Genomic DNA, 15,614 nt, shown 5'->3' with positions numbered 1-15,614 from the left:
GCAAGCTCCCTCGCCACAGTTTGGGAAGGATCAATAAACCCAATGAGCTTTTCATGATCGAAAAACACCCCCTTCTGCGCAGCCTGGCGATCTACCGCGAAATGCCCTGGCGCTTCGCTCTGGTCGCCGGGCTGTTCGTGGCCATCAACCTCGGCCTGGTCTGGCAACAATGGCTGATCGGCCATGCGGTCAACGATGTCAGCGCCGGTCGCGCAGTGATCCGCCACGCCGACGGCAGCCTCGATGCCAGCCTTGGCTGGCACTGGCTTTGGCTGATGCTCGCCGTGGCCCTGGGCCGTGGCGCGCTGCAATACGCCGCCAGCGTCATGTCCCTGGTGCTCAGCCAGGAACTGCTGACGCGCCTGCGCGAACGCATCCTCGCCCAGGTGCAAAGCCTGCACCTGGGTTATCACTGGCAGCACGGCATGGGCGAGATGATCACCCGCACCACCCGCGATGCCGACAAGGTGCGTGACGCGCTGATCACCTTCTGGCGCCAGGTGGTGGAAACCCCGCTGGTGGTGTTGGCCACCGTGGGCCTGTTGAGCTGGTACAACCCGTGGCTGGGCTTGGTACCGCTGCTGCTGACCGTCACCGGATTGTGGATTTTCGTGCTGCAAACCGAACGCCTGGTTGAACTCGACCGCAGCGTCGGCGCGGCCTACGACCGCGTCAACCAGGACCTCAGTGAAGGCATCGGCGGGGTGCGTGTGATCAAATCCTTTGCCCTTGAGCAGAGCCGTATCCAGGGTTTTTCGGAACAGGTTGCAGTGTTCGCAGGCTTGGCCCGCCAGGCGCTGGCCTATTCCAGTTCACGCATTCCGCTGCCCCAGGCGGTGGTAGCCCTCGGACATGTGTGGATCCTGGTCTACGGCGCCCACCTGGTGGCGGCCGGTCAGTTGGGCATCGGTGAACTGGTGACCTCGCTGCTGATCGCCACCACCCTGGTATTTCGCATCGAAGGCATTGGCCGGGTGATGCAAACCTTCGCCGATGCCCGGGCCAGTGCCGAACGTATCTGGCAACTGCTGGACGCCCCCGCAGCGATACGCAGCGGCAGCGCCACCCTGCCCGCTTCGCCCCTGGGGTTGCGCCTGGAGCACGTCAGTGTCAGCGCTCCCGGCGGTGGGCGGGACATTCTGCATGACTGCTCGCTGGCCCTGGTGCCCGGCGAAATTGTCGCGTTCGTGGGCGCCACCGGCACCGGGAAAAGCCTGCTGGCCAGCCTGTTGCCACGCCTCACTGATGTGAGCACCGGGCGCGTGCTGCTGGGCTATGACGGCGCTGGCTGGCAAGACATTCGCGAACTTGACCTCGGTGCGTTGCGCCAACGGGTGCACGTGGTGCCGCAAGAGAGCTTCCTGTTCGCCGGCAGCCTCGCCGCCAACCTGCGCCTGAACGCTCCCGACGCCACTGATGAGCAATTGCTTGAAGCCCTGCGCCTCGCCGCAGCGGACGACATCTTGCTGCGCCTGCCCCACGGCCTGGCCACGCCGCTGGGTGATCGTGGCGTGACCTTGTCCGGCGGCCAGCGCCAGCGCCTGTGCCTGGCGCGGGCGCTGCTGGGCCAACCGGACATCCTGTGCCTGGACGACGCCACCAGCGCCCTCGACGCCATCAGCGAACGGCACGTACTGAACAACCTGCGAGAACTGCGCGGTACCACCGTGCTGGTGATCTCCAGCAAGTTGTCGACCATCCTCCTGGCCGACCGGGTGCTGATGCTCGCGGACGGCAAAATCGCCGCCACAGGCACCCACGCCGAACTGCAACACACCAACCCGCACTACCGCGACCTGCTGGGGATCGACCATGGCTAATCCAATCGCCGGCAAAGCCTTGAGCGATATCGAAATTGAAGAAATGCTCGCGAAAAAGGCCCTCGACCGCAGCATGTTCAAACGCTTGCTGCCGCTGCTCAGGCCAATCCGCCGCTCGATTTTCGCGGTGATCGGCATTGAGCTGTTGCTGGTGTTCACGGTGTTTTTGCGACCCTGGTTCGTGCGTGAACTGCTGGACCGTGGCTTGATTCAGCAGGCCGACCACTGGCTGCTGGACGAGCGCCTGGTGCTATGGCTGGGCGCGGGGCTGGCCGCCAGTTGGCTGGTGCGATTCCTGCTGGCCGGGGTCTCGCAGTTTGTTGCCGGTGGCGCGGCGATCCGCGTGTTGAACGCCCTGCGGGTGCAGGTGTTTGCGCATGTCCAGGGCTTGAGCGTCAGCTACTTCGACCAGACCCGTGCCGGGCGGATCATTTCCCGGGTTGACCGCGACGTGGACGCCCTCGAACCCTTGGTGATCCAGGGCCCGCCTGAACTGCTCGGTGCCTTGCTGCGCTGTGGCCTGGCATCGGTGATGTTGTGGCGTATCGACCCGCGTTTCTTCCTCAGCCTGGTGGCCACCGTACCGTTGCTGGTGCTGGCGACCTGGAGTTTCAAGCGGATCTCCCAGCGCAACTGGGCGCGGGTTGCGGAAAACCGCAGCCGTTTTACCGCACACCTGGTGGAAAGCGTCAGCGGCGCGCGGATGCTGCAGCAGTGCGCCCAGGAGACGCCGAACCTGCGGCGTTATCGCGGGCTGTTGGATGACTTCAACCATGCACTGATTCGCGGCAGCTTGCGCTCGGGGTGGTTTGCGCCCTTTACGGCGCTGCTGAGTTCGGCGGGAATCGCCTTGTTATTGCTGGTGGGCGGCTATGGGCTGGCGGCCGGTGAAGTGTCGGTCGGGCAAGTGGCCGAAAGTCTGTTTTACGTGTTCCTGTTCTTGGGGCCGTTGCAGGAGCTGTCGGACCTGTTTGAACGCTACGCCACCGGATCGGCGTCGGCGCAGCGGATTTTCCTGTTGCTCGATACCCAGGCGCAGATTACCGACAGCGCTACACCGCGCCATTTGGGCCGAGCGCGGGGTGAGGTGCGGTTCGAGCAGGTGGGTTTCAGTTATGTGCCAAGTGCGCAGGCGCCGGTGATCAATGGGCTGGATTTGCATATTCCTGCGGGTGAGGTGTTGGCGATTGTCGGGCCTTCGGGGCATGGGAAAAGCACGCTGGTGCAGTTGCTCACGCGGTTTTATGAGGTGCAGTCGGGCGTGGTGCGGCTGGACGGGATTGATGTGCGGGAGCTGGCCCAGCATGCGTTGCGGCGCAATGTCGGGGTGGTGTTGCAGGACAATGTGTTGTTCAGCGGGAGCATTCTCGACAACTTGCGGTTGGCGGCGCCGTTGGCGGATGACGCGACCCTGGTCGCGGCGGCCCGGGAGCTGGGCGCCGATGAGGTATTGGAGCGGTTGCCGCATCAGTATCACACCGAGGTTGGGCCTTTGGGGGCGCATTTGAGTCATGGGCAGCGGCAGCTCGTTTGCCTGGTGCGGGCGTATCTGGCGGACCCGGCGGTGCTGGTGCTGGATGAGGCGACTTCGGCGGTGGACATTCACACAGAGCGGCGGATTCAACGGGCGTTGCGCAGGCTGTGTCTGGGGCGTACGGCGATCATCATTGCCCATCGGCTGGCGACGATCCGGGATGCGGACCGGATTGCTGTGGTTCGGCATGGGCAGGTCGTTGAGCTTGGGGCGCATGATGCGTTGATTGATCGTGGGGGGGCTTATGCGGCGTTGTATCAGACGTATTTGCAGAGTGCTCGGGTGGGGGATTTGGTGGCTGGGTGATTGGGGGTATATCCGTTTTTGGGTGATGTTTGAGATTGGTTCCGCTCTTACAGCGGCTCACTTTTGAACAGCCGGAATGCCGGCCCAGTCAAAAGTAAGCAAAACGCTCTTGCCCCACCACTCGGCTCCTCGCCTAGGCTCGGAGTGCCCTCACTCCGGCTTTGGACCGTGGGCCGCCGTCATGGGCCATCCCTGGCCCAGGACGGCTAACCCGGCGTCCTGCCGGGTTACCCACGCTCCAAAGCCTGCGTTCGGCCAGCGTGGTTTAACGGGGCGCCTAAGATCAAGATCAAAAGCAGATCAAGAACACAGCGGCCTACCGGCCGGCTTGAGTGTTTAAAAGCCAAATCAAAAGCTAAAGCAGGCACGGTCCAAATGTAGGAGCGAGGCGCCGACAGGCGGGGCAGAGCGCTTTGGTTACTTTGCCGCTTTTTGTTCGGACCGCAACAACGGATATGTACACAAAGTGCTTCACCTACAGCACCCACTGCTGACCCAGTGTTGCTACAGACGCACCCCCACCCCCAAAAAACCCACAACCCCCTGCCCCCGTTGGCCCAAGCCCCCATGGCATGCCCGTTGCAGTCCCAATCCCCAAAGGTCCCCGCACCCAACACGACTGAACCGGAGCACCCATGACCACTGAATTCTTCTGGCGCCTGCCGCTGGGCACCGACGGCCCCCAACTCACCACCGACAAACACAACCGCGGCAACCCCACCTACCGCCCCGGCAACATCGCACCAGGCCGCCTGCCCAACGGCCAACCCGACGACTTCACCTACATCGACTACATCGCTCAGGTCGCCAAAGCCGCCGAACTCGCCGGCTTCGAAGGCGCCCTGCTGCCCACCGGCCCCGAACCATGGATCGTCGCCGCCGCCCTGGCCCGAGAAACCCGGCGCATCAAATTCCTGATCGCCTTCCAGGCCACCTGGACCCTGCCCGCCTACGCCGCCCAACAAGCTGCGATCCTGCAAAACCTCAGCCGTGGCCGCTTGGAGTGGAACATCATCACCGGCGGCAACCCCGCCAGCCAGCGCGCCAACGGTGACTTCCTCGAACACGACCTGCGCTACAAGCGCACCGGCGAATTCCTCGACATCATCCAGGGCCTCTGGGAGCACGAAAAATTCTCCTACAACGGTGATATCTACCAACTGGAAAACGGCGCCCTGCCCCACGGCCTGCACCACGAACGCAAGCCCGGCGTGTACTTCTCCGGTTTCTCCGACGCCGCCCTCGACGTCGCCGCCAAACACGCCGACGTGTATCTGAACTGGGCCGAACCCCTCGACAAGCTCAAGCCACACATCGAGCGCGTGCGCGAACTGGCCGACAAACAAGGCCGCACCGTGCGCTTCGGCCTGCGGGTAGACCTGTTCGCCCGGGAGACCGAGGAGCAAGCCTGGAAAGACCTGCGTCGCCAGTTCGACAAGCTCGAAGGCAAGAGCAGCCAGGTCGCCAAGGGCTTTACCAGCGGCTCGGACTCGGTCGGCGGCGCACGCCAGACCGCGTACCACCAGAACGTCGACCGCTTCGATGACCTGATCATCGGTCCCAACCTGTGGGCCGGTTTCGCCAAAGCCAAACCGGGTCCGACCGTGGGCCTGGTCGGCAGCCACCAGAACATCGCCGAGCGCCTGGTGGAATACCGCGACGCCGGCTTCTCGACCTTCATCCTCGCCGGCAATCCACACCTGGAAGAAGCGTTGCGCATTGGCCAGGAAGTCCTGCCGCTTGTGCACCAACGCCCGGCGATCCAACCTTTGAAAGCCAGCGCCTGAACGCTGTGGGAGAACTCCTGATGACCCAACCTCTCGATACGCTCTGGTACACCCGCTGCCCCGTGCCCACCGGCCTGGGCATTGCAGTGCAAAAAGGCTGGCTGCAAGACACCGTCGGTGCCCTGGGCACCGAGGTGCAGTCGCTGCGCGAGTCCGATGACAAGGCGGTGCGCGAATCGCACTTCGATCACACCCTGCGCAATTCGGTACGCCATGGCGGCAATATCCCGGCGATCTGGGCCCGCGCCCAGGGCCGGGAAACCCGAGTGATCGGCCTGTCGTGGGCAGATGAAGTGCAACTGATCCTGACCCGCCAGGACAGCGGCATCAAAACCGTCAAGGACCTCAAGGGCCGTACTTTCGGCTTGCCGGACTGGGCCGGCGCACAGATCGACTTCACCCGCGCCCAGGCCCTGCGCGGGCTGGAAAACGCGTTGTCACTGGAAGGCCTGAAAGTCGGCGACGTGAAGCTGAAGAACTTCCGCTACGGCGGCACCTTCAGCGATACCCCGGTGCGCAATATCGCCGGTACGCCAGTCACGCAAAAAGTCAGCGAACGCAACCTGGAGCTGATAGGCCTGCTGCGCGGTGAAGTCGATGCGATCTTCCTCAAGGGCGCCCACGCCGCCCAACAGGCTCATGATTTCGGCCTGCACACGGTGATCGACACCGGCTCGCACCCGGACCCGCTGATCCGCAGCAACAACGGCACGCCGCGCACCCTGGCGGTGGACCTGAACCTGCTGGAAAACCACTTCGACGTAGCCACCGGCATTCTTGACTCGGTCCTGCGCGCCGAGCAATGGGCCCACACCCACTCGGAGGAAACCCGGCGCTACCTGGCCCAGGAAACCAACAGCAGTGAGTATTGGGTCACCGCCGCCTACGGCAACGACGCCCACTTGCGCCTGCGCACCGAACTTGATGAACAGGCAATTGCCGCGCTGCAGGACTTCACGCATTTCCTGCACCGCTGGCGCTTTATCCCGAAAAGCTTCGACGTGCGTGAATGGATTGATGCACGGCCGCTGGAAGCACTCTTGAACGGCAAAACCGCGCTGGCAGGCTAACCCCTGTAGGAGCCGGCTTGCCGGCGATGACGGCCTTGAATGGGGTATTGACCTTTCGGGCCTCATCGCCGGCAAACCGGGCTCCTGCAAAGGTTTCCTATTTCATGGATTTGAACGAAGACCCTTATGAGCAAACCACTCGATACTCTCTGGTACACCCACAGCCCGGTTCCCACCGGCCTTGGCATTGCTGTGCAGTCCGGTCGCCTGGCCGAGGCGTTCCTGCCTTTTGGCACCAATATCCAGTCGTTGCGCGAGTCCACGGAACGGGAAGTTCGCGAGGCGCATTACGACCATCACCTGAAAAACTCGGTGCGCCACGGCGGTAATATCCCGGCGATCTGGGCCTACGCCAGTGGCGTGGAAACCCGGGTGTTGGGTTTGTCGTGGAGCGACGAGGTGCAGTTGATCCTGACCACCGCCGAGAGCGGTGTGCGCAGCGTGCGCGACTTGAAAAACCGGCGCTTCGGCCTGCCGAAATGGGCCAACGTGCAGATCGACTTCACCCGTGCCCAGGCCCTGCGCGGCCTGGAAAACGCCCTCAAGCTCGAAGGCCTGGAAGTCTCGGACGTAGAGCTGGTGGACTACCCCTACGGCGGCACCTACAGCGACAACCAGGTGCAATACGTCTACGGCTCCCCGGCGAGCCTTGGGGTGAGCCGCTTCAGCCGGCGCAACAACGAACTGATCGGCCTGCTGCGCGGTGATATCGACGCGATCTTCCTCAAGGGTGCCCACGCCGTGCACCTGGCCAACGAGTTCGGCCTGCATGTGGTGGTGGACACCGGTTCGCACCCGGACCCGCTGATCCGCTCCAACAACGGCACGCCACGCACCCTGACGGTGGACATCAACCTGCTGCAGGAGCACTTCGACGCCAGCGTGAAAATCGTCGACACCGTGCTGCGCACCGAGCAATGGGCCTGGGCCAATCCGGACGAGACCCGGCGCTTCCTGGCACAGGAACTCAACACCAGCGAGTACTGGGTAACCGCGGCCTACGGCGAAGATGCCCATCGTCGGCTGCGTACCACGCTCGATTCGCGCTCCATCGAAGCCTTGCAGGATTTCACCGATTTCCTGCATCGCTGGAACTTCATTCCACGGCGCTTCGATGTGCGCGACTGGATTGATTTCAGCGTGCTGGAAAAGGTCATCGGCTCCACCTCCCGCGTGGCTGTTTGACCTCCCCCACGTAGCAGCTGTCGAGCCCAGGCGAGGCTGCGTTTGCGGTGTGTCAGATACACCGTTTACGCAGCCTCGCCGGGGCTCGACAGCTGCTACGGCAACACCTCCCCTGCTGCTCCAGCAGCACCCTCCAAGCAACTTCTGCTGAATCTTCGACAGGCTTTTCAAGCGGCCTTCGGCTGCGCTTCCAATGGTTCGAAAACGCCCTTTTCCTTAATTTTTTAATCGTTATATATCAATATCTTACAAACATGTATCGACCCTGAAATCTGCTTGGCACGATCTCTGCTCTAGCCCCTTCAAGGAAACTTTTCCGGGGGAGATTTCATGCACACACTTAATCCAATCACCAAGGGCCTATGGCTCGCTTTACTGCTGGCAGGCGGCACCGCCAGCGAACCTCTATTGGCCGCCGACGCTGCCGAAAACGACGCCGGCAAAACCGAACCGTCGCTGAAGACCGTGACCGTCACCGCACAACACCGGGAAGAAACCCTGCAAGAGGTTCCGGTCGCGGTGTCGGCGGTACAAGGCACCAGCATCATTGCCGACGGCGTGCGGTCGATGGGCGATATCACCACCTTCATTCCCAACGCCTCGGCGAAAAACCCCGACGGCGACGGGCGCCCGCGCTGGTACATCCGTGGCCTGGGCACCGGCGACACCGGCGCGGCCACTGTGTACCCGGTGGGCATCTACGCCGATGACGTGTACCTGAACGCACCGATTGCCGGTGGCGGCCCGCTGTTTGACCTCGAACGCATCGAGATCCTGCGCGGCCCCCAAGGCACGCTGTATGGCAAGAACACCACGGCCGGCGCGGTGAATATCATCTCGAAGAAACCGACCTTCGACACCGACGGCTATGGCACGATCGGTTTTGGCAGCAAGAACGAACGCATCGTCAACGGCGCCATCGGCGGCACCCTGGTTCCGGAAAAACTCGCGGCGCGGATCTCGCTGTACTCCGAGGAACGCGACGGTTTCCAGAAAAACCTGATCGACGATCACACCTACGGCGACGTCAACAAAAAGGCCGTGCGCCTGCAATTCTTCGCCCAGCTCAACCCGGACCTGGACGCGCTGTGGAAGATCCACAGCCGCGAGTTCAAGGGCGACGGCGCCAACGGTGCGCTGACCCTCGGCCGCTACTACAACGTGGGCTACACCCGCCCCGCCGGGCGCAATATTGCGCTGAACGTGGACGACGACTCCAAGCTCAACCATGACGGTACTTCGCTGACCCTCAACTGGCACCTGGGCGATTACACCCTCACGTCCATCAGCGCCTACGACTACATCCGCGGCCAGTCCAGTGGCGATGCCGACTACACGCCCTACGAGGTCAACGGCACCTCTACCGCCGACAACAAATACACCCAGTACTCCCAGGTAATCCGCCTGGCCTCGCCCCAGCAGGAAACCCTGCGCTGGTTGGCCGGCGCGCACTATTTCCATGAAGACCTGGACAGCAGCGCCGGACGCTTTATCGCCCCGGGCCCGACACCCAATGGCACCGGCTCGAACCAGGTCAACGGCGCGACGGACTTTCGCGACCTCAATTACAACCACACCACCGACAGCTACGCGCTGTTCGGCAACCTGACCTACGACCTCACCGACAACTTCAGCGTGACCGGTGGCCTGCGCTGGACCCAGGAAAAGAAAGACATCGACCTCAACCTCACTCAGTTGACGCGCGCCACCGCCAATGGCCCGCTGATTCCCCTGGGCGGCGTCGGTACCAACGGCAACCGCCAGGAAGACAAGACCTGGGAAGCCTGGACCTATGACCTGACCCCGGAATACCGGATCAACGACAACGTGCGGGTGTTCTTCCGCTATGCCCACGGCTTCCGCTCGGGCGGCTTCAACACCGGGCTGTCCACCAGCCTGTCGCAGCTGACCACGGTGGACCCGGAACAACTCGATGCCTACGAATTCGGCGTGAAGTCCGAGTGGTTCAACCATCGCCTGACGGCCAACGCGAACATCTTCTACTACGACTACTCGGACATTCAGGTCAACCTGCTGACTGTCAACAACGGCGTACTGACCACCGCGCTGACCAACGGCGCCAAGGGCAAGGTCAAGGGCGCCGAGCTGGAACTGGAAGGCCAACCCACCGACTACCTGCACCTGCGGGCGGCGATTTCGTTCCTGGATACCGAATACACCGACTTCAAAAACACCAACCCCAACACCGGTGCGGTCACGGGTGACTACAGCGGCAACAGCTTCGTGCGCTCGCCGCGCAACGTGGTGTCGCTGGGTGGCGACTACACCATCCCGCTGGAAATCGGCGGCAAGCTGGTGGCCGGTGCCGACGTGAGTTTTCGCGACAAGGAATACTTCCTCGCCGACCGCCAGAGCAGCGCCGACAAGGACTTGAGCCAGCCGCACTACACCTTGGCCAACAGCCGCCTGACCTGGTACAGCGCCGACGAAAAACTCAGCGTCACCGGGTTTGTGAACAACCTCACCGACCGCCGCTATCAGGTGCATGGCCGGCCGAACGGCGGGCTGGGGCAGTACGTGATCACTTACGGCGACCCACGCACCGTGGGGCTGAGCGTGACCAGCCGCTTCTAACTTCAGCCGCCGGACACTATTCACCAAACGCCGGAGATCAACTGTGGGAGCTGGCTTGCCTGCGATAGCGGTGGGTCAGCCAACCATTATGTGGCTGTGCCGCCATCATCGCAGGCAAGCCCGCTCCCACAGTTGACCTTCTTTGTTTGAGCCATAGCGCCCGGCCGCCATCGTCAACACGCTTCGAAAGGACCTTTCTATGTTCCAACGTACTCCGTTGGCCGGCGCCATCGCGCTGGTCATGGGCAGCCTTGCCGTGCCTGCTGTAGCCGCCGATGCGCAGCCCACTGCCAAGACCGACAAGCTCGACACCGTGGTGGTACTCGGCACCCGCCGCAGCGACGTCACCGCCCTGCAAAGCGCCGCACCGGTAGATGTGCTGAGCGGCGAGCAATTGCAGCAGACCGGCGCTGCCGACCTGTCCGGCGCACTGACCGCACTGTCGCCGTCCTTCAGCTTCCCGCAGTCGCCCCAGGGTGCATTTGCCGGTTCCATCGCCCAGGGCGCCTCGCTGCGCGGCCTGGCTTCCGACCAGGTGCTGGTATTGGTGGATGGCAAGCGCCGCCACACCAGCGCCAACATCACCCGCCAGAGCCTGGCCAACGGTCGTGGCGCGGCAGCGGTGGACTTGAGCCTGATCCCGTTGAGCGCGATCGACCACGTGGAGATCCTGCGTGACGGCGCCGCCGCTCAATACGGCTCCGATGCGATTGCCGGGGTGATCAACATCGTGCTCAAGCAAAAGGACGACGGCGGCAACGTCGGCTACCGTTTCGGTGGCTACAACAAGGGCGATGGCATGCAGCGCAAGTACAGCGGCTGGAAAGGCTTCGAACTGCCGAATGACGGTTTCCTGACTTTGAGTTTCGATGCCGGCAGCCAGGACCCGGCCAGCGACACCAACCCGGACAACCGAATCTTTTATCGCGGCGACACCAGCGTGAACACGCCGCGCGAGCAGAACAACCGCTATCGCACCTGGAACTGGGGCTCCAACAGTGTCTCCGACCAGTACAACTTCCTGGCCAACGGCGAGATGGGTGTGGGCGAAGGATTGACCGCCTACGGGTTCGCCACCTATTCCCACAAGAACACCGACTCCACCGGTTTTTTTGACCCGCCCACCGCGCTGTACAACAACTACGGCAGCGTTTCCTTGCAGCGTTATCCGGACGGCCGTTTGCCGATCACGCGCTACACCCTGGAAGACTATGCCGCCACCGGTGGCCTGCGGTACGAAAACGAGCAACTGGGCAAGTTCGACCTGGCGCTGAACCACGGCACCAACATCGTCAAGTCCACCGACTACAACGCGATCAACCCCAGTTGGGGCACCAACAGCCCGGCGACGATCTACACCGGCGAGCGCAAGAACGACCAGACCAACGTGACCCTGGATTGGGTGCGGGACTTCCCCACCGACTTGCTGTTCAAGCCGCTGACCGTCTCCGCAGGCCTGGCCTGGCGCCAGGAAAATTACCAGTTGAGCGCAGGCGCGCCGGCCGCCTCGCAGAACGGCCCGCTGTTCAACACCGTTGACCCGGTGACCGGACGCCGGCTCACCGGGTATTACTCGGGTATCACCCCGGTGGATGCCGACTCGCTGCAACGCAAGGTGCTGGGCGCGTATCTGGATGTCGAAGGCCAGGTCACCGAGAAGTTCCAGGCCGGTGTCGCAGTGCGTACCGAGCACTATTCGGACTTTGGCGACACCACCAACGGCAAGCTGTCGCTGCGCTACGACTTCACCCCGCAGATCGCCGCACGGGCCAGCGCCAGCACCGGCTATCGCGCACCGTCCCTGGCGCAGAGCGGCATGTCGTCGTTCAGTGTGCAGGTGGTGGAACAGCCGCCGGGCAGCGGCAACTACGTCGAGGTGCAGCAGCGCACCTTGCGCGCCAACAGCCCGGAAGCCCAGGCCCTGGGCGGCACACAGCTCAAGCCCGAGGAGTCGACCAACTACTCGCTGGGCCTGGTCTGGCAACCACTGGACAACGCATCGGTGACGGTGGATGCCTACCGCATCAACATCAACAACCGCATTACCCTTTCCGACCAATTGCCGGCCTCGGTGGTCTCGCCGATCTTCGCCGGGACGCCTTACGCCAATATCCAGAGCGCCGCGTTCTACACCAACATCGCCGACACCCGCACCGACGGTATCGAACTGACCGGCAACTACAAACTCGACCTGCAGCAATGGGGCCGGGTGAACTTCAACGCCGGCTATGCGCGTAATCGCACGCAAATCACCGACCTGCGCAACGTCGGCAACATCGCGGGCAACCAGATCATCGGCCGCACCACCCAAGGCCTGATCGAGCACGGCACCCCGGACTACAAGCTGACCCTCAGCGCCAACTGGGCCTATGAAAAGTGGGGAGTCACCGTGGCCCAGCGCCGTTATGGCGAATGGAAAAGCCTCAACGCCGCCAACCCGAACCTCGACCAGACCTTCAGCCCGCAATGGGTCACCGACCTGGACGTGTCCTACAACCTTGGCAAGGGGATCAAGCTTTCAGCCGGTGCGACGAACCTGTTCAACACTCACCCGGACAAGGCTTCCGGCGCGCAGTTGTACGGTGTGCCGATCTACTCGATCACCAGTCCTGAAGGCGCCCAGGGTGCGTTCTACTACACCAGTGTGAGCTACGACTTCTGAGGTAATTGCTGATGGGGTGTTGCTGCAGCAGCACCCCATTGTTGGCCAGGCATCATTCGGGCATTCGGATGTACACCCATCCATTGTGGGAGCTGGCTTGCCTGCGATGACGGTGGATCAGCCAGCCTCAATGTTTACTGGCCACCGTCATCGCAGGCAAGCCAGCTCCCACATTTGGCCTTCATTGTTCTCCCCTGTTGTGTTCACTGGCACATGTCTTGCGATAGCCCCCGGGTACTTCGCTGAAATAAGACCCGCCATGCGCCCTTACCGATTGCTCACTGCCCTGACCTGGCTCATCTCGCCGCTGGCCCTGCTCGCCACCTGGACGCTGGTGGCGCACCTCGGGATCTTCCCGCGCAACCTGCTGGTACCGCCGGCCCAGGTCCTGCAAACCTTTGAAGAACTGCTCGCCAGCGGCGAACTCGCTGAACACCTGGGCAACAGCCTGTCCCGGCTCGGTCTGGGCTTTGGCATCGGCTCGCTGTGCGGCCTGGCCTTCGGGGTGCTGATGGCCCTGTCAAAGAACGTCGAGGTGTATTGCGCCCCGCTGTTCCACACCTTGCGCCAGATCCCCAGCATCGCGCTGATCCCGATGTTCGTGCTGCTGTTCGGCATTGATGAAACCTTCAAGATCATCATCGTCGCCAAGACCGCATTTTTCCCGGTGGCCCTGGCCGCCAGCGAAGGCGTCAAGGGCATTCCCCGCAGCTACTTCGAAGTGGCCGACGTGTACCGCCTGCGCTGGCCGACCTTCGTCTGGCGCATCGCCCTGCCCGCTGCCGCGCCGCCGATCATCACCGGTTTTCGTATCAGCCTGACCCGCGCCTGGGTGGTGCTGGTGGCCACCGAACTGCTGGCGGCCGACAGCGGCCTGGGGCAGATGATCGAGATGGCCCGGCAGATGCTGCGCATCGACGTGGTGATGGTGGGTGTGGTGGTCACCGGGCTGATTGGTTTTGCCCTCGACTTTGGCTTTCGTTCACTGGAACAGCGGCTGTTTCGCTGGCAGACCCGCTAGGAGCCCGGCATGACCCTCTTGAAAAAATCCCGCGGCCTGTTGCTGCCGCTGCTGTTGATCCTCGCCTGGGAATACGCCTCGCGCCAGGACGCGGCCGGCGCCTACGCCTTTGTGCCGCTGTCGGCGATCGGCTCGGCGTTGCTGGAAATGCTCGGTAACGGCGAGTTGCTGGTCAACCTGCTGGCCAGCCTGGCCCGCACCAGTGGCGGCCTGGCCCTGGGCATCCTGTTCGGCGTGGTGCTGGGGGTGCTGATGGCGCTGTCGAGTGTGGCCAACCGTTTGATCGGCCCGCTGTTCCATTCGATTCGCCAGGTGCCGATGCTGGGCTGGATCCCGTTGATTGCCATGTGGTTCGGCAACGGCGAGCTCTCCAAGGTGCTGATCGTCAGCCTCGCGGCGTTCTACCCGATGGTGCTCAACACCTACCAGGGCTTCAGCCATGTGGAGCAGCGTTATCGTGAAGTCGGCCAGGTGCTGGTGCTCAGCCAGGTGCAGCAGTTCGTGCACGTGCTGTTGCCGGCGGCGTTGCCGAGCATCGCCACCGGCGTGTTGCATGCCCTCGCCTTCGCCTGGGTAACGGCGATCGGCAGTGAGCTGTTCCTGTCCTCCGGCGCCGGCCTGGGCAACCTGATGATGAATGCCGAGGCTGGATCGCGCATGGAAGTGATCGTGCTCAGCGTGCTGTGCATCGGCCTGCTGGGCTACCTGATGAACCTGCTGTTTACCCGCCTCAGCCGCCACGTGCTGCGCTGGCGCAATATTCGTTGAAGGCCATGAACATGAACGCAATCGCCCACCACGCCCTCCACACCGCCGTGCAGACCGGCGCCCTGCAGATTCGCGGCCTGAACAAGGCCTATCGGATCGAAGGCAAGCCGCTGCCGGTGTTGCACAACATCAACCTCGACGTGCGGCCAGGGGAGTTTGTCAGCATCGTCGGCGCCAGCGGCTGCGGCAAATCCACCTTGCTGCGCCTGATTGTCGGGCTGGAGGCCGAGTACGAAGGCGATATCCTGCTGGACGGCCAGCGCATCGCCGCCACCAGCCTGGAGCGCGGCATTGTGTTCCAGGATCACCGCCTGTTCCCGTGGATGACCGTCAGCCAGAACATCGCCCTGGCCCTGAAAAACCACAACCTGCCCCAGTCCGAAAAGGATCGGCAAGTGGCCGAACATATCGCTCTGGTCAACCTCACCGGCTTTGAAAACGCCTACCCGCACCAGCTCTCCGGCGGCATGGCGCAACGTGCTGCAATCGCCCGGGCACTGATCAATAAACCCAAGGTACTGTTGCTCGATGAACCACTGGGCGCCCTCGACGCCCTGACCCGTGTGCACCTGCAGCGGGAGCTGCAACGGATCTGGGTGCAACAGCGCTGCACGGTGATCATGGTCACGCATGACATCGAAGAGGCGCTGTACCTGGGTGACCGGGTGATCGTGATGGACGCCCACCCGGGGCGGATCAAGCATGAAATCCGGGTGGACTTGCCACATCCGAGGGAGCGCAGTTCGCCGGTCTTGCAGGGCTACAAGGACCGGTTGCTGGAAGAGCTGGTCGGGCACTGAAGACAGTGGGCATGCCGAGCTTTACATTTTGTATAGTTATGGATATTTTATCCAAACAGCAAATGC

General features: G+C 62.9%; 10 protein-coding genes. All 10 read left to right on the top strand.

All coding sequences use genetic code 11. The features are described from left to right. Positions 1-53 precede the first annotated feature (53 nt). The 10 genes from V6607_RS15870 (at position 54) to V6607_RS15825 (ending at position 15,548) form a co-directional block, all read left to right on the top strand. Entirely contained in the window at positions 54-1,820 is a 1,767-nt protein-coding gene (locus V6607_RS15870) for an ABC transporter ATP-binding protein (RefSeq protein ID WP_134326589.1), read from the top strand. Next, positions 1,813-3,660, top strand: coding sequence for an ABC transporter ATP-binding protein (locus tag V6607_RS15865; RefSeq protein ID WP_134326588.1), 1,848 nt, complete (start codon positions 1,813-1,815; stop codon positions 3,658-3,660). The genes V6607_RS15870 and V6607_RS15865 overlap by 8 nt, the downstream gene beginning before the upstream one ends. Before the next feature lie 635 nt (positions 3,661-4,295). After that, entirely contained in the window at positions 4,296-5,447 is a 1,152-nt protein-coding gene (locus V6607_RS15860) for an LLM class flavin-dependent oxidoreductase (protein ID WP_102606528.1), read from the top strand. 20 nt (positions 5,448-5,467) lie between these two features. Further along, a complete protein-coding gene (locus tag V6607_RS15855; protein ID WP_003212533.1) occupies positions 5,468-6,517 on the top strand; it encodes an ABC transporter substrate-binding protein in 1,050 nt (349 codons plus the stop codon). A gap of 126 nt (positions 6,518-6,643) precedes the next feature. Beyond that, positions 6,644-7,702 carry an ABC transporter substrate-binding protein gene (locus V6607_RS15850; RefSeq protein ID WP_003212534.1) on the top strand — a complete coding sequence of 353 codons (1,059 nt, stop codon included), beginning with the start codon at positions 6,644-6,646 and terminating at the stop codon, positions 7,700-7,702. A 330-nt stretch (positions 7,703-8,032) separates the two neighbouring features. Beyond that, positions 8,033-10,297, top strand: a complete 2,265-nt coding sequence (locus tag V6607_RS15845; protein ID WP_338743963.1) for a TonB-dependent receptor — start codon at positions 8,033-8,035, stop codon at positions 10,295-10,297. 199 nt (positions 10,298-10,496) lie between these two features. Continuing rightward, positions 10,497-12,959, top strand: coding sequence for a TonB-dependent receptor (locus V6607_RS15840; RefSeq protein WP_003212536.1), 2,463 nt, complete (start codon positions 10,497-10,499; stop codon positions 12,957-12,959). A 259-nt stretch (positions 12,960-13,218) separates the two neighbouring features. Further along, entirely contained in the window at positions 13,219-13,980 is a 762-nt protein-coding gene (locus V6607_RS15835; RefSeq protein WP_008430524.1) for an ABC transporter permease, read from the top strand. A gap of 9 nt (positions 13,981-13,989) precedes the next feature. After that, positions 13,990-14,748, top strand: coding sequence for an ABC transporter permease (locus V6607_RS15830; RefSeq protein WP_134326587.1), 759 nt, complete (start codon positions 13,990-13,992; stop codon positions 14,746-14,748). A gap of 11 nt (positions 14,749-14,759) precedes the next feature. After that, entirely contained in the window at positions 14,760-15,548 is a 789-nt protein-coding gene (locus tag V6607_RS15825; protein WP_023658820.1) for an ABC transporter ATP-binding protein, read from the top strand. Positions 15,549-15,614 lie beyond the last annotated feature (66 nt).

It is taken from the genome of Pseudomonas sp. KK18, assembly GCF_037094675.1.
GTDB lineage: Bacteria > Pseudomonadota > Gammaproteobacteria > Pseudomonadales > Pseudomonadaceae > Aquipseudomonas.
This window is presented reverse-complemented; position numbering and strand designations above follow the sequence as displayed.